Source organism: Pacificibacter sp. AS14, assembly GCF_038899935.1.
GTDB lineage: Bacteria > Pseudomonadota > Alphaproteobacteria > Rhodobacterales > Rhodobacteraceae > Celeribacter.
Genome location: NZ_JBBMQI010000001.1, coordinates 277,777 through 296,849, shown reverse-complemented (window position 1 = coordinate 296,849; position 19,073 = coordinate 277,777). Strand labels below are relative to the sequence as shown.

The 19,073-nt window shown below is 52.4% G+C and carries 18 protein-coding genes; 7 read left to right on the top strand and 11 right to left on the bottom strand.

What is annotated here, in order from left to right:
* Positions 1-45: 45 nt before the first annotated feature.
* Both WNY38_RS01480 and WNY38_RS01475 read right to left on the bottom strand, forming a co-directional pair.
* Positions 46-1,050 (bottom strand): ABC transporter substrate-binding protein, encoded by a 1,005-nt coding sequence (locus WNY38_RS01480; RefSeq protein WP_342855539.1) that lies wholly within the window; start codon positions 1,048-1,050, stop codon positions 46-48.
* A 263-nt stretch (positions 1,051-1,313) separates the two neighbouring features.
* Positions 1,314-2,696 (bottom strand): aminotransferase class III-fold pyridoxal phosphate-dependent enzyme, encoded by a 1,383-nt coding sequence (locus WNY38_RS01475; protein ID WP_342855538.1) that lies wholly within the window; start codon positions 2,694-2,696, stop codon positions 1,314-1,316.
* Between the two features lie 272 nt (positions 2,697-2,968).
* Between WNY38_RS01475 and WNY38_RS01470 the strand changes: the two genes are divergently transcribed.
* Together WNY38_RS01470 and WNY38_RS01465 are read left to right on the top strand one after the other, a co-directional pair.
* Complete coding sequence (locus tag WNY38_RS01470) at positions 2,969-4,432, top strand: PLP-dependent aminotransferase family protein (protein WP_342855537.1); 1,464 nt, start codon at positions 2,969-2,971, stop codon at positions 4,430-4,432.
* An 89-nt stretch (positions 4,433-4,521) separates the two neighbouring features.
* Positions 4,522-5,262 (top strand): sulfite exporter TauE/SafE family protein, encoded by a 741-nt coding sequence (locus WNY38_RS01465; protein ID WP_342855536.1) that lies wholly within the window; start codon positions 4,522-4,524, stop codon positions 5,260-5,262.
* Between the two features lie 142 nt (positions 5,263-5,404).
* On the opposite strand, the gene WNY38_RS01460 is transcribed toward WNY38_RS01465, so the two are convergent.
* The 6 genes from WNY38_RS01460 to ald form a co-directional block, all read right to left on the bottom strand.
* Positions 5,405-5,986, bottom strand: coding sequence for a DUF1190 domain-containing protein (locus tag WNY38_RS01460; protein ID WP_342855535.1), 582 nt, complete (start codon positions 5,984-5,986; stop codon positions 5,405-5,407).
* A gap of 17 nt (positions 5,987-6,003) precedes the next feature.
* Positions 6,004-7,230 carry a glutathionylspermidine synthase family protein gene (locus WNY38_RS01455; RefSeq protein WP_342855534.1) on the bottom strand — a complete coding sequence of 409 codons (1,227 nt, stop codon included), beginning with the start codon at positions 7,228-7,230 and terminating at the stop codon, positions 6,004-6,006.
* 128 nt (positions 7,231-7,358) lie between these two features.
* A complete protein-coding gene (gene fghA / locus WNY38_RS01450; RefSeq protein WP_342855533.1) occupies positions 7,359-8,183 on the bottom strand; it encodes an S-formylglutathione hydrolase in 825 nt (274 codons plus the stop codon).
* 60 nt (positions 8,184-8,243) lie between these two features.
* On the bottom strand, positions 8,244-9,368 hold the full coding sequence (locus WNY38_RS01445) for an S-(hydroxymethyl)glutathione dehydrogenase/class III alcohol dehydrogenase (protein WP_342855532.1): 1,125 nt from the start codon (positions 9,366-9,368) through the stop codon (positions 8,244-8,246).
* Positions 9,369-9,626: 258 nt separating this feature from the next.
* A complete protein-coding gene (locus WNY38_RS01440) occupies positions 9,627-9,851 on the bottom strand; it encodes a DUF1127 domain-containing protein (RefSeq protein ID WP_342855531.1) in 225 nt (74 codons plus the stop codon).
* Positions 9,852-10,165: 314 nt separating this feature from the next.
* A complete protein-coding gene (gene ald / locus WNY38_RS01435) occupies positions 10,166-11,284 on the bottom strand; it encodes an alanine dehydrogenase (RefSeq protein WP_342855530.1) in 1,119 nt (372 codons plus the stop codon).
* Positions 11,285-11,555: 271 nt separating this feature from the next.
* Here ald and kdsA point away from each other — a divergent pair, with 271 nt between their 5' ends.
* Together kdsA and WNY38_RS01425 are read left to right on the top strand one after the other, a co-directional pair.
* Positions 11,556-12,404: a 3-deoxy-8-phosphooctulonate synthase gene (gene kdsA / locus WNY38_RS01430; protein ID WP_342855529.1), complete on the top strand. Its 849-nt coding sequence runs from the start codon at positions 11,556-11,558 to the stop codon at positions 12,402-12,404.
* 395 nt (positions 12,405-12,799) lie between these two features.
* The gene (locus tag WNY38_RS01425) at positions 12,800-13,144 is read left to right on the top strand and encodes a TfoX/Sxy family DNA transformation protein (protein ID WP_342855528.1); all 345 of its coding nucleotides are present in this window, start codon (positions 12,800-12,802) and stop codon (positions 13,142-13,144) included.
* 127 nt (positions 13,145-13,271) lie between these two features.
* On the opposite strand, the gene ndk is transcribed toward WNY38_RS01425, so the two are convergent.
* A complete protein-coding gene (gene ndk, locus WNY38_RS01420) occupies positions 13,272-13,694 on the bottom strand; it encodes a nucleoside-diphosphate kinase (RefSeq protein ID WP_342855527.1) in 423 nt (140 codons plus the stop codon).
* 209 nt (positions 13,695-13,903) lie between these two features.
* Between ndk and WNY38_RS01415 the strand changes: the two genes are divergently transcribed.
* From WNY38_RS01415 to WNY38_RS01405, 3 genes are read left to right on the top strand one after another with little or no spacing between them, the layout of a single operon-like run.
* Positions 13,904-15,769: an ABC-F family ATP-binding cassette domain-containing protein gene (locus WNY38_RS01415; RefSeq protein ID WP_342855526.1), complete on the top strand. Its 1,866-nt coding sequence runs from the start codon at positions 13,904-13,906 to the stop codon at positions 15,767-15,769.
* A gap of 2 nt (positions 15,770-15,771) precedes the next feature.
* Positions 15,772-16,398 carry a MarC family protein gene (locus WNY38_RS01410; protein WP_342855525.1) on the top strand — a complete coding sequence of 209 codons (627 nt, stop codon included), beginning with the start codon at positions 15,772-15,774 and terminating at the stop codon, positions 16,396-16,398.
* Positions 16,399-16,429: 31 nt separating this feature from the next.
* Positions 16,430-17,008 carry a TIGR02281 family clan AA aspartic protease gene (locus tag WNY38_RS01405; protein WP_342855524.1) on the top strand — a complete coding sequence of 193 codons (579 nt, stop codon included), beginning with the start codon at positions 16,430-16,432 and terminating at the stop codon, positions 17,006-17,008.
* A 6-nt stretch (positions 17,009-17,014) separates the two neighbouring features.
* Here the strand turns inward: WNY38_RS01405 and WNY38_RS01400 are convergent, their stop codons facing one another.
* Positions 17,015-17,479, bottom strand: coding sequence for a DNA polymerase III subunit chi (locus WNY38_RS01400; RefSeq protein ID WP_342855523.1), 465 nt, complete (start codon positions 17,477-17,479; stop codon positions 17,015-17,017).
* Positions 17,480-17,481: 2 nt separating this feature from the next.
* Positions 17,482-18,954: a leucyl aminopeptidase gene (locus WNY38_RS01395; RefSeq protein WP_342855522.1), complete on the bottom strand. Its 1,473-nt coding sequence runs from the start codon at positions 18,952-18,954 to the stop codon at positions 17,482-17,484.
* Positions 18,955-19,073 lie beyond the last annotated feature (119 nt).

Genomic DNA, 19,073 nt, shown 5'->3' with positions numbered 1-19,073 from the left:
CAAAAAATGCGCAGGGCGATTGTGCCCTGCGCATTGAGTATGCCATTACTTGATCGCGGCGAGCGGACCAGTAGATACAGTATCGTCGTAGCTCTCAAGGGCTGATGGGATGGAGCCAGCTTCAACGAAAACGTCTGCGACGCCTTTCATGTACTCTTGAGCCGCGCCACCAAGCCATTTTTCTGACAGTTGCTCTTCAACAGACGGGAAGTCGAATGTGGAAAGGGATGTCGAAGTTGCGTCTTCATCCATGCCCGCTTCAGATGCGATTTTAGAAAGCATGTCTGCAGGGTGATCTGCCATCCAAGTTGCGTTGGCTTCAGCTGTCACAGCCAAGAATTTTGAAACAACATCTTCATTTTCAACAACAAAATCAGAAGGCGCAGTTGTTACGTCAAAAACCAAGATGCCAAGGTCTTCTTTCTCTGGACCTGTAAGCAATACGTTGCCGTGCTCTTTCATGCGCGCCAAACCGCCGCCCCAACCACAGACAAAATCAACTGCGCCTTGAGACAAAGCCGCAGCCCCGTCTGCTGGTGCCATATCGATAATGTCCAGAGATGCCAAATCGATGCCAAAGTGTTCCATTTGTTTCAAAAAACCGTAGTGAGCACCCGTGCCAAGCGGAACAGCAACTTTTTTACCCGCCAATTCATCGGCACTGTCTTTGTCGATCTCTAAGGCAGTTGCAACAACACAATTGTCATTTTCAGAGTAGCTCACAGCAACATCTAAAATCTGCAACGCTTGACCTGAAGACGTCGCAATCACGAAGGGCGGTACACCTTGGCTGACTGAAATTTGAACATCGCCAGATGCCATAGCAGCAGACATCGCTGTGCCTGTGTCAAAGCTGACCCAGTTCACTGGCACGCCGAGGGCTTCGGCGTATTTGCCATCTGCTTTGGCAGCAAGGAAAGGCATTGGCCACTCTAGAAAGTACCCAACAGTCAGTTCTTCGACAGCAAATGCAGGTGTCGCAACGCCAAGTGCTGTCAGGGCCAGTGCAGTTGAACCCGCAAGGGATTTAAGTGTTTTAGAAAAGATCATTGATAACTCCATGTTGATTTTTGGCACATTCCTATGCCTTAGATTGTGATCGGTTTATCCGATTCTGGTAGTGGTTTTCTTTGACTTCTTAAGGATACTAGGCCACATCCGCGTTTCAATTTCGAAAGCCTATTTTTTACGCACCCTTCACCATTACGCCTTCCGGTACGATATGGTGGTTTTGAAATCAAAAAAGGGTTAACCCAAATTGACAGGTCATTTGGGGATGGCGCCCCCCCCGTTTTGGAACCACGATTCTTGACTTAAGCCGAGGTTTGGGTCGCACCCAAAGCACGGTCTAGTGTTTCTGTAATTTGGTTGATTTCGCTCTCTCCTACGATCAGCGATGGGGCCAGACAAAGTGTGTTGTTAAAGCCTTCGATCGCGCGGGCTGTTTTGCCGATCAACACGCTTTCTGCGTCACAACCTGCAACAACTTTATCCACCAAAGCTTCTGCCAGAGGTTCGCGTGTATCGCGATCCGCGACCAATTCCAGTCCACAAAACAGACCTTGGCCACGCACATCGCCAACAATCGCGTGACGATCTTTGATCTCATGCAGCTTATCCATTAAATAAGCGCCCATTTTCTTGGAATTCCCCAAGAGATTTTCGTCTTCGATGATACGCATGTTTTCCATCGCCGCCGCCGGTCCTGCCGTACAGCCGCCAAAGGTTGAGATATCACGGAACATGCTCATTGGATTTTCAGGATTGGTGCGGAACTTTTGGAACACATCTTCTGTTGTGATCAAACACGAGATCGCGGCATAGCCGGACGCCACACCCTTTGCGGTCGTGATGATGTCAGGTTTGATGCCATAGTTTTGGTAACCGAACCACTCGCCTGTACGGCCCATGCCACAGACGACTTCGTCCATGTGGATCAAAATGTCGTATTTTGTGCAGATTTCTTGCAAGCGCTCCCAGTAACCCGCGGGCGGTGTGATCACGCCACCGCCTGCTGTCATTGGTTCAAGGCAGATCGCACCGATGGTGTCGGGACCTTCGCGCAAGATGACTTCTTCGATCGCATCAGCAGCACGTACGCCGTAGTTCTCAACATCCCATTGCGCACGATACTCAAGACAATGCGGCACAGGAATGAAACCATCAGGAAATGGACCGTAGCTGTCAGTCCGTTGACCTTGACCTGTCGCCGCCATCGCGCCCATGGTGCTGCCGTGGTAATCGCGCTCGCGGTACAAGATTTTCCATTTTTTACCACCGTGGTGTTGATGGGCAATTTGGCGTACCATTTTGAACGCTTTTTCATTGGCCTCGGACCCAGAGTTCAAAAAGAACACGCGATCCAAGCCAGGCGTTTTTGATGTAATCTTCTCGGCAAATTGTGCCGCAGGGACCGTGCCCATATTGCCGCCGAAAAAGTTCATTTTCATAAGTTGGTCGCGGACCGCATTGGCCATGCTTTCACGGCCATAGCCAACATTAACAGTCCAAAGTCCGCCCGACACACCGTCAAGAAATTCGCGACCGTTTTGGTCCCACAACTTCATTCCACGACCTTCAACGAAAATACGCGGATCTTTTTGGTCAAATGCAGCGTGTTGAAACAGATGATGCCAAACATGCGTACGGTCAGATTCTACAATAGCGCGAATGTCGTTGATTTGAGTCATTTCCATGAGACGGATTTACCTAAGCGTTAAGAGACTATTTTTGCAGATCATCGCTGAAACCACCACAATCGATAGAGCCAGTTACAAAACTCCCACGGAGCCAGATTGAAAAGCCCTCCAATTAGCGCTAATTTTTCAGGCATACATACGAAATTTCATAACATATCTTGAGCATATCTCCTGATTTTCGCATTGCATGGTTTAATCTGGCCCCTTAATTATAAAATAAACAGGAGCCAGAATGCCATACACAGCCCTGAACAAGAAGAAAGCTAAAGATGCAAAACTTACCCTTCTCCATTGATCGCAACAGTGCGGAGCCTTTGCAACGCCAGCTCCGTCGCGCTTTCATCGATGCGATTCACGATGGGCAGATGGTCGTCGGGCAGAAAATTCCATCCTCGCGCGCCTTGGCAGAGCAATTGGGTATCGCACGCAACACAGCAACAGCTGTCTATGATGAACTGATTGCCCGAGGGTATTTGGAAAGCCAAGCGCGACGGGGATGTTTTGTGTCGGCCCGTGGCGCCGAGCAAGACGAGAATGCCGCAAAGCCATCATCTTTGGATTGGAATGCACGGATGCGCATACATCCCTCGCGGTTCAATCACATCCGCAAGCCACTGAATTGGAAAGACTACTCTTATCCATTTATTTATGGTCAGGTCGATCCGCGCCTATTTCCGGTGAACGCGTGGCGCGCGGCCTCTCGAGACACCTTGGGGCGCGCCTCGATTGACTGGTGGGCCGCAGATCGTGCCGTTGATGATGATCCAATGCTGATTGAGCAAATTCGCACAAGGATTTTGCCTGATCGCGGCGTCTATGCGCGCCCTGAAGAAATTTTGATTACACTGGGCGCTCAAGAAGGTTTCTACTTGCTGGCGCGAATGTTGTCTGGACCTGGCGCTCGTGTCGGCTGTGAAAGCCCTGGATATCCTGATTCACGTTTTATTTATGAGCTTTACGGCGGACAGTCAGTTCCTTTGCCGATCGACGAACAGGGCGCGCGGATCGCCCCTGGATTGGGATTGGACGTGGCCCTGCTCACCCCCGGCGCACAATGCCCAACCATGACTTTGATGACGGATGCGCGCCGCGATCAAATTTTAAAGCTGGCAGCCCAAGAAGACTTTTTGATTGTCGAAGACGATTATGAAGGCGAGGTTTCCTTTGCGCGCGACACCGCCCTGAAAGCGCGCGATAAAGACGGGCGCGTTTTGTATCTTGGCACCCTGTCAAAGGTCTTAGCCCCCGGCGTGCGACTTGGTTTTATGGTGGCCCCAGCGGAGGTCGTGCAAGAAGCGCGATGGCTGCGCCGCTTGATGCACCGCTCGGTGCCGTTAAACAACCAACGCGCTGCAGCGATTTTTTTAGCCGAGGGGCACTATCTCGCGCTGGTGCGCAAACTGCGCAAAGTCCATGCCGAACGGTGGTATCGCGTCATGGAGCACATCGATACGCTGATGCCCGGATTCAAAATACCGGAGCCCTGCCAAGGTGGAGCAAGTGTTTGGTTGGAATGTCCAAGTGGAATAGATGGTCGAGACCTCATGCGTGAAGCGATGAAAGCCGGAGTTTTGTTTGAAAGCGGCGATCCCTTTGTGCGCCCCGAAGACGCAGGGCGTTTCTTGCGGCTTGGTTTATCGCTAATCGAAACCGAAGCCATCGTGCCGGGCATGCGTGTTCTTGGCGAAGTCGCGACCCGTTTGGCGGAGCATGGCCCATCTGTGGCCCCATAAAAACCCAAGGCGTGGACCAATCGTCGTTTACCATTGCTGTCTACGGCCAAAGTAACACCTAGACATCTTGATTCGAGAAAGCCCTACTTATGATCCTCAGCACCACCATCCTTGTTCTCGTCGCGGTCCTGTTTTCCGCCTTTTTGCGCGGCATGGCCGGCTTTGGCTTTGCGCTTGCCGCCGTGCCAATCGTGTCTGTGGTTTTGTCGCCGCTGGAGGCTGTGACCCTATCAATTTTGCTGCAAATCGTCGTCGGCGTGCGCGATAGCTTTACTCTGTATTCAGAGATTCACAGACCTTCGTTTTTGCGTTTGTGCATTGGCGCCATCGTGGGAATCCCTGTCGGCGTGCTGGGCCTGACGGCGTTGAGCCCAGATGCCGCGCGCATTATGATCGCTGTTGTTGTTCTGGCAGGCCTTATTATCTTGCTGCGCTACAAACCCAGCACATCTGCGCCCAACGGTCCATTGGCCGTCGTAGCCGGTGTCGTCGCAGGTGCCTTTACGGGGTTGGCGGCCATGCCTGGACCACCTGCAGTGGCGTATTTCTTGGGCACAAGCCTTCCACCCAAACAAACACATGCATCTTTGTTGTTGTTCTTCTTTGTGGTCGTCCTCTTGGCAATGCCTGGCTTGTATTTGAAAGGCGCATTGACGCAGTCGATACTCATTATTACGGCCATGTCGATCCCATCAATGGCACTCGGCACTTGGCTTGGTACCGCCGCGTTTAAGCGTCTGAACAGCACGCAATATCGCAATATCGCGATTGGCGTTATGGCCTTAGCCGCTATTCTAGCAGGCTGGCGCGGAATTGCAGCTTATATATAAACGCGCTTTCAGCTCGCTTGTGCACCTTCTAACATAATACATGATATATAGGCATTAAATAATTGTTTTTAATAAAAAATCCGCCCTGAGCTTAGGGCGGATTTTTCATTGGTTAATTGCCATCAATTGCGAACTGCAGCTCTTAGCCACCATAGCTGCGCGTTCCCGCAGTTTTGCCAAATCCACCACGCGATGCAATGCTCGACTTGGTCATTGGGGCTTTGCCTGCGGTTGCTGCGGGCTTGCTAAATTGAGAGCTGCTCAGGGTGCCCTTGCCCTTGTTTCCAGAATAGCTCGCATTGCCAGAGGCGTTGGTGTAGCCACCGCCTGCCTTGCGGTACAAAGGTTGCGATCCCGCCATGCCGGCGCGATTGCTCAGCATATTGCCGATTAAGTAGCCCGTCAAAAGTGGCATGAAAATACCGCTTGAGCCGCCATTGCCAACCTGAGCTTGTTCTGAACCACAAGCCCCTTCGCCGTGCTGACTTTCGCAAACCTCGATGCTATCATAGCGTGGTGCGGCTTCAACGTGCAGCGCTTGGGCCTCGGCAAATGCCACGTCGCAGGCCTCGGTTGAGGCCAACCCGCCCTCACCGACTTCAGCTTTACAAGTTGCGACATCAGGATAGGCCTGCGCATCGATTTGTTCGTCTTGACAACCAGCCAAAGCGAAAGAGGCAGCACCAAGAATGCTCAAAGCGACGGTTTTGGAACGTTTTGACATAGGGATATCCTTTGAGATCAATCGCGAATGAAATGGGGTTTAAAACGGGACAGATCTTGGGTGATGCGCGAGCGATCTTCGCGCACACTCATGCCAGCACATTGCGTGCCGACGATCCAAGACCCGATAACGGGACGAAACCCGTCGAATTCTGGCAAGGCGTGATAGGCCTGCACGATATGCGGGAAAGCGCTGTAATCATCGTTAGGCGCCGTATCGGTTGTGGCCCCATCCTCGATGATCGACACTGACGCACCTTCGCGCGAAAAGATCGGTTTGCGGACATGACCTGCACGCAAGGTGTCTGATGCGCGTTCAAATGCCTCTGCAACGCTGGGGTTCACAGAACCTGTGCCATCTAGACCAGTAAAAACATCCGCCTCGAAGAACGCCGGCAATAAGTTTTTATGACCTTCAAACATGCTCCACAACACAGGCAACAGCCCTTTGTTGGACACAACAGATTTCCACGCTGGTTCAATCATCAAGCAATTGGCACCTTCGATATGCTGGGCATAATCATCGCGCAGCATGTCTTCCCATGGGTAGAGTTTGAACAGCGCGCCGATGACGCGGGACTCGTCGTCCAAAAACTGTCCCTCTTTGCTCAAGGCCAGCTTTTCCAAATCAAAGTAATGCGCGCCAAGCCCCGCTTCACGCGCAGCCCAGCCCAGCATTTCGACAGTGCCGTAGTCTTCGGGATTGCCGCTCATCGCGGTGAAATGCAGATCCATCGCGTTTTCAAACAGTGCTTTGAAACGGGCCACCAGAGCCTCATGGATTCCGTTGAATTGATCGTCGTCATTGCCAAGGACACCCAGCTTGATCTGATCTTCCAGCCACGTCCATTGGTATGAGGCGGATTCGAACAAAGAGGTCGGTGTATCCGCATTATATTCCAATAACTTAGCAGGCCCAGTGCCACCATAGGCCAGATCAAAGCGGCCATAAAGTTCAGGATCGCCGCGCCCCCAACTGTCTTTGACAAGATCGAAATATGCCGTGGGAATGCCCAGTTTTTCGAGCAACTCTTCGCTTTTGACGATCTCGGCCACGGCATCGCGACACATTGTGTGCAGTTCGGTCGAGGGATCTTCGATGTCATCCTCGATTTGACGCAGTGAGAATTGATAGGCAGTTGTTTCGTCCCAATAGGGTTCGCCATGCATATCTGCAAAGGTAAAGCCCAATTCAGCCGCTTGGTCACGCCAATTTGGCCGTTCAGGCAGTGTTACTTTGCGCATGAGTTCCCCCCCAGAAAAATTGCTTCAGCTCTACATAGAGGGGAATGCGCCATTGCGCCAGTCCAGCTGCGCGTGACATATGGATCGTCGCGCGCAGCTAGGTCTTTACGATCAGCGCGTCATCATGGCTACAAGCGTTCCGCATGCCACGCCAAATGATCATCCATAAATGTCGAGATAAAGAAATAAGAGTGATCGTAACCCTCTTGCAAGCGCAAGGTCAGCGCGATGTCAGTGTCTGCGCAGGCATCTTGCAAGGCCTGTGGGTTGCAGCCATCAAAGAAATTATCCGCCGCCCCTTGGTCGACCAAAATCTCTGGAAAACGCGCACCGGATCCGATGAGGCAAACAGCATCATGCGCCGCCCATTTGGTCTCGTCAGTTCCAAGATAGGCTTTAAGCGCCCCCTTAGACCAGTCCGCCGTAGAGGGATTGGTGATCGGCGCAAAGGCGGAACAGGATTTGAACGTATCAGGGTTTTTCAGCGCAATTGTCAGCGCCCCGTGCCCGCCCATGGAATGACCCGTGATCCCTTGGCGTGACATATCCGCAGGGAAATTCCCAGCAATCAAGGCTGGCAATTCTGTTGTGACATAGGAATACATTTGGAAATGCGTGACCCATGGTTCTTCGGTTGCGTCAACGTAGAACCCTGCCCCTTGCCCCATTTGCCAACTCTCATCATTGGGCACATCATCGCCGCGTGGCGAGGTGTCTGGGCACACGATGATCAGGCCGAGCTCGGCGGCTTTGCGACGGTATTCGCCTTTGTCCATCACATTTGCATGCGAACAGGTCAGACCCGATAGATACCAAACGACAGGACATTTCTCATGAGCAGCTTGGGGCGGCACAAAGACCGAAAAGGTCATCTGCGTGCCAGTGGCACTAGATTGATGTGCGTAGACGCCTTGCGTCCCGCCAAAGGCAAGATTGGTTGAAACGGTTTCCATAATGCACCTCCAAATGAAAAAATAGCGCGCAAGCAAAAACTTGCGCGCGAAACTTAAGTTTTAATAGATAACGACAGAGCGAATAGATTCGCCTTTGTGCATCAAATCAAAGCCTTTGTTGATGTCGTCCAAGCCCATGGTGTGGGTGATCATTGAATCGATCTCGATTTTGCCATCCAAGTACCAATCAACGATTTTAGGCACATCTGTCCGCCCGCGCGCACCGCCAAAAGCAGTGCCTTTCCACGTGCGACCTGTGACCAATTGGAAGGGACGCGTGGCAATCTCTTGGCCCGCGCCCGCAACACCGATGATGACGCTTTCGCCCCACCCACGGTGAGACGCTTCCAATGCTTGACGCATCACATTGACGTTGCCTGTGCAATCGAATGTGTAATCCGCGCCACCGATCACGTCATCACCACGTTTGGTTAGATTGACGATTTGCTCGACAACATCTCCGCCCTTTGAGGGGTTGATAAAGTGGGTCATGCCAAACTTGCGGCCCCATTCTTCTTTATCATCATTAAGATCAACACCAATGATAATGTCCGCGCCTGCAAGGCGCAGACCTTGGATCACGTTCAAACCGATTCCACCTAGACCAAACACAGCGGCGGTGGACCCGAATTCAACCTTTGCCGTATTCATTACAGCTCCCACACCCGTGGTCACGCCACAGCCGATATAGCAGGCCTTGTCAAATGCGGCCTTTTCGGAAATTTTTGCCACAGCGATTTCAGGCATCACGGTGTGGTTCGCAAAGGTAGAACAGCCCATGTAGTGATAGATAGTTTCGCCCTTGTAAGAAAAACGCGATGTGCCGTCGGGCATCAAACCTTTGCCTTGCGTCGCCCGAATAGAGGTACACAGGTTGGTTTTTTGCGATTTGCACGAGGCACATTCACGACATTCGGGGGTGTAAAGCGGGATCACGTGATCGCCAGGCTTCAACGATGTGACACCAGGGCCGCATTCCAAAACAACGCCCGCGCCCTCGTGACCTAAAATGGCAGGAAAAATGCCCTCAGGGTCCGCACCAGAACGGGTAAATTCGTCTGTGTGACAAATTCCGGTGGCCTTGATTTCAATCAGAACTTCGCCCCATTTAGGGCCTTCAAGATCAACCTCAACAACCACAAGCGGTTGGCCAGCCTCAAATGCGACAGCTGCACGTGTTTTCATGTTCGTCTCCCGTAAAAATCCATCGCGCCAACTGCGCATTTCGGGAAATCTACCTGAGGACGTGGGTCACGCAAAGTCCCCTAGGGCCACAGATCGACGATTTTGCTGATCGCTGACGCATTTCATATTGATCAAAAATGCAAAGGATTTTCTATCGCTATCTACATTGTCGAACATCCTCTAAACTCAAAACAAACAAAACCCCCGCAACCTGATGGCTACGGGGGTCAAATCTAAGCGTATGTTTTTGTAGTAAAATTAAGTGCGTGTGCCACGTGCCGCTTCGCGAGCGATCGTTGGGATGTCAGCGCGTTTGATGCCGATATCCGCCAGCTCACGATTGCTCAGGTGAGACAGTTCTGACTTGTAACGGCCTTCAGCTACGGAAAGAACAAATCCCTTGAAGGCGTTTGAAATGACGGTTGCGAAGCGCTCTGTCAAAGGTGAGTGAGCGATGTGTGCGTTTGAAGTTGCGTATGCCATTTTAATATTCCTATCTTTCGGTTCGGATGTCGTTGGTTTGAAGGCTCTATGATCTGGCCTAAATTTCTATGTTTCTGTGTGGACGTTTGCCCGTTTGCTTGACTTGAATATGGAGCAAATGCTGCACCGCAACAATCCACAATGCGAGAACTCCGCCATGCGTTAAATGCATACATAAAACTTTTACATATGCGCCTTCAGCATACCTCCCATCAACCCAATGCAATGCAGCGCGTCGAACCTTCGCCCCCCTTGCGTCGCAGAAAAAAGGCCCCGCAGATGCAGGGCCTTTGAAACACAAATGGTGTGACGGATTATAGCGCCTCTGCCGCCTCACGCGCGGGCAGATACTCAAGCCCTTGCACTTCGGCCACAGGTTTACAGGTCACCTTGCCATGCGCCACATTGAGACCTTCAAGCAGATAAGGATCAGCTAACAAAGCCTCTTTCACACCCATATCCGCCAACTTCAAAAGATGCGGCAAGGTCGCGTTGTTCAGCGCATAAGTCGAGGTGCGTGCCACAGCCCCCGGCATGTTGGCCACACAGTAATGCACGATGCCTTCCTCGACATAGATCGGATCGGCGTGGGTTGTCGCCTTTGATGTCTCGAAACACCCGCCCTGGTCGATGGCAACATCCACCAGCACAGCACCGGGCTGCATGGTCTTGAGCATCTCACGTGTCACAAGCTTTGGCGCTGCAGCGCCGGGAATCAGTACCGCGCCGATCACCAGATCAGCTGTGATGATAGCTGCGGCCAAAGCCGTTTTGCTGGAGTACAGCGTTTTAACTGAGCCGCCAAATTGTGCGTCGATGCTTTCCAATGTCTCGTTTGAGCGATCCAAAATGGTGACATCCGCGCCCATACCAACGGCCATGGCTGCCGCGTTACGCCCCACGACACCACCACCAATGACGATCACTTTCGCAGGGGCCACACCGGGCACACCGCCCAGTAAAACGCCACGACCGCCTTGAGCTTTTTCAAGGGTGTGCGCGCCAGCCTGCGCCGCCATACGACCAGCGACTTGGCTCATCGGTTTAAGCAATGGCAGTCCACCAAAAGGCGAAGTGACAGTTTCATAGGCGATACAGGTGGCACCAGATGCCATCAGATCGACTGTTTGCGGCGCGTCAGGTGCGAGGTGCAAATAGGTATAGAGCGTTTGCCCTTTGCGCAGACGTGCGCGTTCAACCGCTTGGGGTTCTTTGACTTTGACGATGATGTCTGCTGCTGCGAACACGTCTTCGACGTTGGCCAAAGTAGCACCTGCTGCGATGTAATCCGCATCCTCTGCGCCGATCCCAAGGCCTGCGCCATGCTCGATCACAACCTCATGGCCGTGCGCCACAAGTTCTGCCGCACTCTCTGGCGTTAACCCAACGCGGTATTCATGATTTTTGATTTCTTTAGGACAACCGATGCGCATGTTCATTCCCTCCATGATCGCTTGGATATGAGACTAACATCGGGGTTTAGGGAGGTTCTCCGTCATCGTGCAACGAACAGCAAAAGCATGAAACTTATATCCATATTTTTATCAAAATACGGAAAAAAATCCCAACTGTGGAACATGAATGGGACATGACACCAAATGATCTGCAAATTTGAACGATTCTGATGGACCTCGTTTCACCCTACAGCTTGCACCCTGCCCGCGCTTTATGATCTATGGACGCAAACCAATTCGGAGCATTCATATGACCACTATCCAAGCCGTCACCATTGGCAACAAAAGCCTCAAGGGCGCAGTCACGCTTGCCAATGACCTGCCATTCGGCTTGATCTGCGGCCCTTGCCAGCTGGAAAGCTTGGATCACGCGCGCATGCTGGCGGAAAAAATCGCAGCGGCTTGCGCCGCCACCGGTACGCCGTTTATTTTTAAAGGCTCATACGACAAAGCCAACCGGTCATCATTGTCCGGCGAACGCGGATTGGGCTCTGAAGCAGGTTTGACGATCTTGTCCAAAATTCGCGACGAATTTGGCTGCCCTGTTCTAACCGATGTGCACGAGACACACCACTGTGCGATGGCGGCAGAATTTGTCGATATTCTGCAAATTCCTGCGTTCTTGTGCCGCCAAACAGATTTGCTTTTGGCTGCAGGCGAAACAGGCAAGACTATCAACATCAAAAAGGGGCAGTTTTTGGCCCCTTGGGATATGGCGAATGTCGCGGAAAAAGTGGCCTCGACGGGCAACCGCAACATCATGCTGTGTGATCGCGGCACCTCCTTTGGCTATAACACGCTTGTCAGCGATTTCCGGGGCCTGCCGAAAATGGCTGAAACCGGCTACCCAGTTGTGTTTGATGCGACACATTCCGTGCAACAACCAGGCGGCAACGGCAATTCATCCGGCGGTGATCGCACTATGGTGCCACCCTTGGCCCGCGCGGCCGTCGCCGTTGGTACAGCTTGCCTGTTTATCGAGGCCCATGAAGATCCTGACAACGCGCCCTCAGATGGTCCAAACATGGTGCGGATCGAAGACTTGCAACCGCTTTTGACAACATTGCGTGCACTCGATCAGGTCGTAAAACCGCAGTAAACGACAGGTTTGATTGCTATACGGACTTCTAAAACTATAACATTCTAACCTTAATGTGCCCCATTTATGCCCAAGCATCGGCAGATTGCTTGGGCAAACTCCTTTTACACACAGTCAAAAGGAGCACTCAAAATGGCATATGCTACACTGTCACAACCCATATCAGCGCAGAGCCCTGCACAAACACCACAGCCAGAACCTGCGCCTGTTCAGTTCACCGATTGGGCGTCTTTCTAAGACCGAACTTTACCTCCAACGACAAGACTTACCGGCGCACCCTAGTTCAAAAGGATGCGCCGCTTGTGTTTTGTGACTTTGCCTTAGCCCACTTGCTCATCACGCGCCTTGAAGGCACTCTGGACAACAATCCAATAGTGACTTCACACGAGATATTCATGTCCACATCCCCAAATGATGATCCCGTTTCCTCTATTCGCAACCTTGGCCCCGCCACGGATGCCGTCTATGCACGCGCAGGCATCACCACAGCGACGCAGCTGCGCGATCTTGGCCCTGATGCGGCCTATGCCAGATTGCTCAAATCGGGTGCGCGTCCGCATTTCATCGGGTTCTATGCCATGGTTATGGGGCTGCAAGGGCGGCCTTGGAATGATTGCAACGGCGACGAAAAAACCGCGCTGCGCATGCGCTTTGATGCGATCAAAGATGGCGTGACCCCAGATCCTCTGGCAGGGATAGAAAAGATCTTAGATGAAATTGGGGTAATTGCGTTGAAATAGCGCCCGACGCGCTGTCGAACGCAAACGGCAAAGGTCGTCATAGAAAAAGGGCGCAGCCATTGGCCACGCCCTTAATAAAGCCCTGGAGGCTGAGCCTCTTAGCTAAATATTGTAAGGTCTTTCGACCTTAACCAACCAGTTCGAGACCAGAGAAGAAGTAAGCGATTTCTTCTGCAGCTGTTTCTGGAGCGTCTGAGCCGTGAACAGAGTTTTCGCCGATAGACAAAGCGAACTCTTTGCGGATTGTGCCAGCTTCAGCGTCTGCTGGGTTTGTTGCGCCCATAACTTCGCGGTTTTTCGCGATCGCATCTTCGCCTTCGAGAACTTGAACAACGATTGGCTCGGAGATCATGAATTCACACAGTTCGCCAAAGAAAGGACGCTCAGAGTGAACACCGTAGAATTCTTGTGCTTGTGCAAGTGTCATTTGAATGCGCTTGGATGCGACAACGCGCAGGCCAGCTTCTTCGAATTTCGCAACGATAGCGCCTGTAAGGTTACGTTTTGTGGCGTCTGGTTTGATGATAGAGAATGTGCGTTGGATAGCCATGATGTAGATCCTAGGGTGTGAAAGTATTTCGGACCGAACGCATGGAACATCCACACGTCCGCGATTGCGCGCGGATTAGCACGGGCAAAGCGGTTTGGAAAGCGAATGTTGCATCTTGATCCATCACAAACAGCCTTTGGGGCCTTAAATCCGTCGATAGGTATTCAATCCCCCTAGACCGCCCATCAAAGCCCTGCTAAGCGGCTGGCATGCTTAAAATCCAAGACATCACATATTCGGTTGAGGGGCGCACCCTGTTTGAAGGCGCCACCGTCACCATCCCGACAGGCCACAAAGTTGGCATCGTCGGTCGCAACGGTGCGGGCAAGTCCACGCTGTTTAAATTGTTGCGCGGCGAGATGCCTCTGGACAACGGATCGATCGACCTGCCCTCAAGGGCACGCATCGGTGGTGTTGCCCAAGAGGTGCCCGGCAACGAGGTGTCGCTTTTGGATACGGTTTTGGCCGAAGACAAAGAGCGCGCGTCTTTGATGATCGAATCAGAGACCGCCACGGACCCGATGCGCATCGCTGAAATCCAGACCCGTCTGGCCGACATCGACGCTTGGAGCGCCGAAGGGCGTGCCGCGTCCTTGCTGCGCGGTCTAGGGTTTACCGAAGAAGAAATCTACATGCCGTGTTCCGCCTTTTCTGGCGGTTGGCGGATGCGTGTGGCGCTTGCGGGTGTTTTGTTCTCGCAGCCCGACTTTTTGCTGCTCGATGAGCCGACCAACTACCTAGATCTTGAAGGCGCTTTGTGGCTTGAGACCTATTTGGGCAAATACCCGCACACTGTTTTGTTGATCTCGCACGACCGTGCGCTGCTCAACCGTGCTGTGGACTCGATTGTCCATTTGGAAGACAAAAAACTGACGCTTTACACCGGCGGCTATGATGATTTTGCCAAGACCCGCGCCGCCAAACGTGCGGTCATCGCGGCAGCAGCCAAAAAGCAAGACGCAGCACGCGAACACCTGCAAAGCTTTGTGGATCGGTTTAAGGCGAAAGCCTCGAAAGCAAAACAAGCGCAGTCTCGTGTGAAAATGCTTGAAAAAATGGAGAAAATCACCGCGCCCGAGGATGCGGCGCGCGTGGTCTTTACCTTCCCTGAGCCCGAAGAACTGTCGCCGCCCATCATCAATATGGAAGGCGCGTCTGTTGGCTATGACGGCAAACAGATTTTGGGCAAACTTGATCTGCGCATTGACCAAGACGACCGTATTGCTTTGCTCGGCCGCAATGGCGAAGGCAAATCGACCCTGTCGAAACTGCTGTCCAATGCGCTTGAGCCTATGGGCGGAAAACTCAAACGTCACAACAAGTTACGCATCGGTTTCTTTGCGCAACACCAAGTCGAAGAGCTGAACTTTGACGAGACTCCGCTGCAGCATTTGGCGCCAGCCATGCCCGGTGTCTTTGGTCCAAAACTGCGCGCCAAATTGGCTGGTTTTGGTCTGGGTGCAGATCAAGCCGACACGCAAGTGGGCCGCCTGTCTGGTGGTCAAAAGGCGCGTCTGTCTTTGCTGCTCGCCACATTGGATGCGCCACATCTGTTGATCCTCGATGAGCCGACAAACCACTTGGACATTGAAAGCCGTGAAGCGCTTGTTGAGGCACTGACAGCCTACACAGGTGCGGTGATTTTGGTCACGCACGACATGCACTTGCTCAGCCTTGTGGCAGACCGTTTATGGTTGGTGAAAGATGGTCATGTGACCCCTTACGAGGACGATCTAGACACCTACCGCAAGCTTTTGCTGCAAGGGGACGACAAAAACAAAGTCGCACGCAAGCCTAAAGCCAAAGCAAAACCTGCTGCCACTGCCAAACGCGTGTTCACCCGTGATGAAATTCTCGCGCTTCGCTCTGACGCGCGCAAATGTGAACAGCGCATGGCGAAGATCAATGAGATGGCGAAAAAGCTTGAAGTCAAACTGGCTGATCCGGCACTTTATGATGACAAACCCTCGGCTGTCTTGTGGCAAAAGAAATACAACGAGGTCTGCGAGGCCAAAGATCGCGCAGAAGAGCTATGGATGGCCGCTTTAGAGAAACTTGAAAAAGCCGAAAGCTAAACATGGACCTGAACTTTTTGCTGACAGCCTTTGTGACACTTTTTGTCATCATTGATCCGATTGGATTGATGCCCATTTTTGTATCTCTGACAGCAGGATCAAACAAGCAAGCGCGCCGCACCATTGCGGTGCGTGCGATCTTAATCGGGTTTGGTATCTTGGTTTTGTTTGGTTTTTTCGGCGAAGCGGTCTTGGGCTTCGCGGGAATTTCAATGCCAGCCTTTCGCATCGCAGGCGGGATTTTGTTGTTCCTCACGGCGCTTGATATGCTGTTTGAACGCCGGACAAAACGTCGCGAAGATCAAGCCAATCAACCTGACATTTCCGAGGATGACCCGTCTGTCTTCCCGCTCGCCACGCCCTTGATTGCCGGACCAGGTGCCATTGCATCGATGATATTGTTGACAGGGCAAGCGGAAACAACCCTGAATTTTGTAATGATTTTTGCAACTCTTGCAGCGGTTTTGACGATCACTTGGATCTTGTTTATCATCAGCGTCTTGTTGGAATGCGCCTTAGGGCCAACAGGCGTCAATGTCATCACGCGCATCCTAGGAATGTTGCTCGCAGCCCTGTCTGTCCAGTTCATTTTGGACGGCTTAGGCGAAGTAGGCCTATTGCCCTACTGACATCTGCGGCCAGTGCCCCTATCTATAGGGCATGGACAGTTTTGACACCGCACGTTTTTTCTATCTCGCCATCCTGTTGTGCACAGTTTTGGTCTATACGCTTGTGTCTTACAGGCGGGCACTGGGGCAATTGTTGCGGCACATTATTTTGTGGGCGCTGATTTTCATCGGCGTTTTGGCGGGCTATGGTTTGTGGCAAGATGTAGCACCACGTCTGGCCCCTGTGCAGATCACCCATGGCAATGGCGTGATCGAGATTCCCAAAGATCGCAGCGGTCAATTTGTGTTGATCGCGGACGTGAACGGCACCCCAATCGAGTTTTTGGTCGACACCGGAGCGTCTAATGTTGTGTTGTCGCATGCTGATGCTGAAAAAGCCGGTATTGAGATCGATGAGTTGACCTATACGGGCATTGCCAACACCGCGAATGGGGCTGTCAAAACATCAGTGGTATCGATTGACACGCTAAACGTTGGCGGCGTTCAAGACAGCGATGTGCGCGCCTATGTGACCGATGGGAATTTGTTCGGATCGTTGCTGGGTATGGATTACTTGCACCGGTTTGAGAAGATCGAGATAACACGTCAAAAACTCATTCTAACACGTTGATTGAATTCACTCTTCGGCTTTTGGATGCTGCGCTTTCATTTGCCATTTTCCGCTTTCCTCAGACCAATATTGGGCCAGAGCACCCGCAGCTGTTAGGCTTTTCCACTGGCCACGGGCGTGCTCCAACGCGGCCGCATCATGACCGTCGAATAAGATACACACGCGATCAGCCGCTGTGATGTCTTCGGGCGAAATTTCAGCGCCCCCCACACAAATAATACAGCTTGCATCATTGCCGCCCGCCGAAGTGGTCAGCAAAATCGGTTGCGCCGCATCATGCGTGCCTCCAGCCAACCCATGGGGAAGAAACCCCTCACGCAGCCACAAAGCGGCATCGAGGGATTTCAATTGTGCTTGAGTGCGGCCTCGCACCTCAACACGCCACCCTGCCCCAAGCGACTTTTCAGCCAAAGTGGCCAAAGTCACGGGCAAAGGATTGCGTGTGAGGTGATAGAAAAAGGCCGCCCCCATGTTTAAGCCTCGCCTGCAGCTGCGAGATCATCGACCAAACGATTGAGCGCTAAAACACCCCAACCGGTCGCCCCCTTAGGAGCCAAGTCCGTGGCTGATTTGACCGAAGCCACACCCGCGATATCGAGGTGAATCCAAGGTGTGCCGTCTTTGACAAAGCGCTGCAAATATTGCGCGGCGGTTATGGATCCTCCTGCCCGCGTGCCGACGTTTTTCATATCCGCGATGTGAGATTTCAGTTGATCATCATAGGCTTGCCCCAAAGGCATACGCCATGCGCCCTCAGATTCTGTTTTTGCAGATTTGAGGAAGGCATTGCAAAACGCATTGTTGTTCGAGAAAACGCCCGCGTTTTCGTGGCCAAGACCAACGACAATAGCCCCTGTCAAAGTTGCCAGATCAATCATACCGCGTGGTTCGAACCGATCTTGCGCGTACCACATGACATCACACAGAACCATGCGACCTTCGGCGTCGGTGTTGATGATCTCAACTGTATCACCCTTCATCGTTTTGATCACATCGCCTGGACGGATCGCATTGCCATCGGGCATGTTCTCAACGATTCCGACCAGACCAACAACATTGGCAGCGGCTTTGCGCAAGGCCAGCGTTTTCATAACGCCCGATACAACGCCAGCGCCGCCCATATCCATAGTCATGTCTTCCATGCCGACAGCTGGTTTGATCGAAATACCGCCTGTGTCAAAGACAACGCCTTTGCCGACAAGTGCCAAAGGCGCCTCGTCTTGTCCACCTTTCCATTGCATCACGACAACTTTGGACGGGCTGCGCGAGCCTTGGCCAACCGCCAACAAAGTGCGCATGCCGAGCACTTCCAGATCAGCCTCTTCCAGCACTTCGACCTCGACACCAAGGCCTTCCAAGTCTTTAAGGCGATTAGCAAATTCAGTTGTCGTCAAAACATTAGCTGGTTCCGATACCAAATCTCGTGTGAAAAATACACCTTCTGCCAAAGCTGTTACGCCAGCCGCATCGATTTCTTCGGGCTTTGTGACCGCGAAAGTTACCGTTGGAGTTTCGGTCGCGGGCCCTTCGGATTTGTGATCGGTAAAAGCATAAGCTTTGAGCAAGACCCCAAGGGCCACATCTGAGGCACGTTTGAGATACCCACTTAAAACCAAGACATCTTTTTTATCCAGCGCAGCACCGATCGCAGCACCGGCTTTGCGGGCCATCTGTGTCTGCGCTGACCGCTGCAGCTTTACGATCAGCAAAGCCTCGGCTGCCAGCCCAAAGGGAAAGGCGAGTTCTTGTGCGCAGCCCTCCTCAAGCTTTTCAAAGGCTGCACTTTCCACAAAGCGCTTTACCGCCCCTTTGGTCAGCCGGTTCAACCGTTGCGCTGGTGCGTTCAACTTGCCGTCGTTTGACACGATCACTGCAACGCGGCCATTAAATGTTGCGATCGCGTCGAGATCTAGCTGGGTGACCTGTAGAGTTGCTGGGATTGTCATGGGCGTGCTCCTTTTTGGATCAATGTCTTTTGATTGGTCACATGGCGTGCCAAACGTTTCCATTTTCCAATAGGTAGCGATCCTTTGCACGCATTGCCAGAGGGGCAAGCGCTGCTTAT

Coding starts and splice junctions, on each gene's coding strand:
- WNY38_RS01415 (WP_342855526.1), top strand. CDS start 13,904: ATGCTTAAAATCCAAGACATCACATATTCGGTTGAGGGGCGCACCCTG.
- kdsA (WP_342855529.1), top strand. CDS start 11,556: ATGACCACTATCCAAGCCGTCACCATTGGCAACAAAAGCCTCAAGGGC.
- WNY38_RS01410 (WP_342855525.1), top strand. CDS start 15,772: ATGGACCTGAACTTTTTGCTGACAGCCTTTGTGACACTTTTTGTCATC.
- fghA (WP_342855533.1), bottom strand. CDS start 8,183: ATGGAAACCGTTTCAACCAATCTTGCCTTTGGCGGGACGCAAGGCGTC.
- WNY38_RS01465 (WP_342855536.1), top strand. CDS start 4,522: ATGATCCTCAGCACCACCATCCTTGTTCTCGTCGCGGTCCTGTTTTCC.
- WNY38_RS01455 (WP_342855534.1), bottom strand. CDS start 7,230: ATGCGCAAAGTAACACTGCCTGAACGGCCAAATTGGCGTGACCAAGCG.
- WNY38_RS01440 (WP_342855531.1), bottom strand. CDS start 9,851: ATGGCATACGCAACTTCAAACGCACACATCGCTCACTCACCTTTGACA.
- WNY38_RS01395 (WP_342855522.1), bottom strand. CDS start 18,954: ATGACAATCCCAGCAACTCTACAGGTCACCCAGCTAGATCTCGACGCG.
- ald (WP_342855530.1), bottom strand. CDS start 11,284: ATGCGCATCGGTTGTCCTAAAGAAATCAAAAATCATGAATACCGCGTT.
- WNY38_RS01470 (WP_342855537.1), top strand. CDS start 2,969: ATGCAAAACTTACCCTTCTCCATTGATCGCAACAGTGCGGAGCCTTTG.
- WNY38_RS01460 (WP_342855535.1), bottom strand. CDS start 5,986: ATGTCAAAACGTTCCAAAACCGTCGCTTTGAGCATTCTTGGTGCTGCC.
- WNY38_RS01445 (WP_342855532.1), bottom strand. CDS start 9,368: ATGAAAACACGTGCAGCTGTCGCATTTGAGGCTGGCCAACCGCTTGTG.
- WNY38_RS01400 (WP_342855523.1), bottom strand. CDS start 17,479: ATGGGGGCGGCCTTTTTCTATCACCTCACACGCAATCCTTTGCCCGTG.
- WNY38_RS01480 (WP_342855539.1), bottom strand. CDS start 1,050: ATGATCTTTTCTAAAACACTTAAATCCCTTGCGGGTTCAACTGCACTG.
- ndk (WP_342855527.1), bottom strand. CDS start 13,694: ATGGCTATCCAACGCACATTCTCTATCATCAAACCAGACGCCACAAAA.
- WNY38_RS01425 (WP_342855528.1), top strand. CDS start 12,800: ATGTCCACATCCCCAAATGATGATCCCGTTTCCTCTATTCGCAACCTT.
- WNY38_RS01405 (WP_342855524.1), top strand. CDS start 16,430: ATGGACAGTTTTGACACCGCACGTTTTTTCTATCTCGCCATCCTGTTG.
- WNY38_RS01475 (WP_342855538.1), bottom strand. CDS start 2,696: ATGGAAATGACTCAAATCAACGACATTCGCGCTATTGTAGAATCTGAC.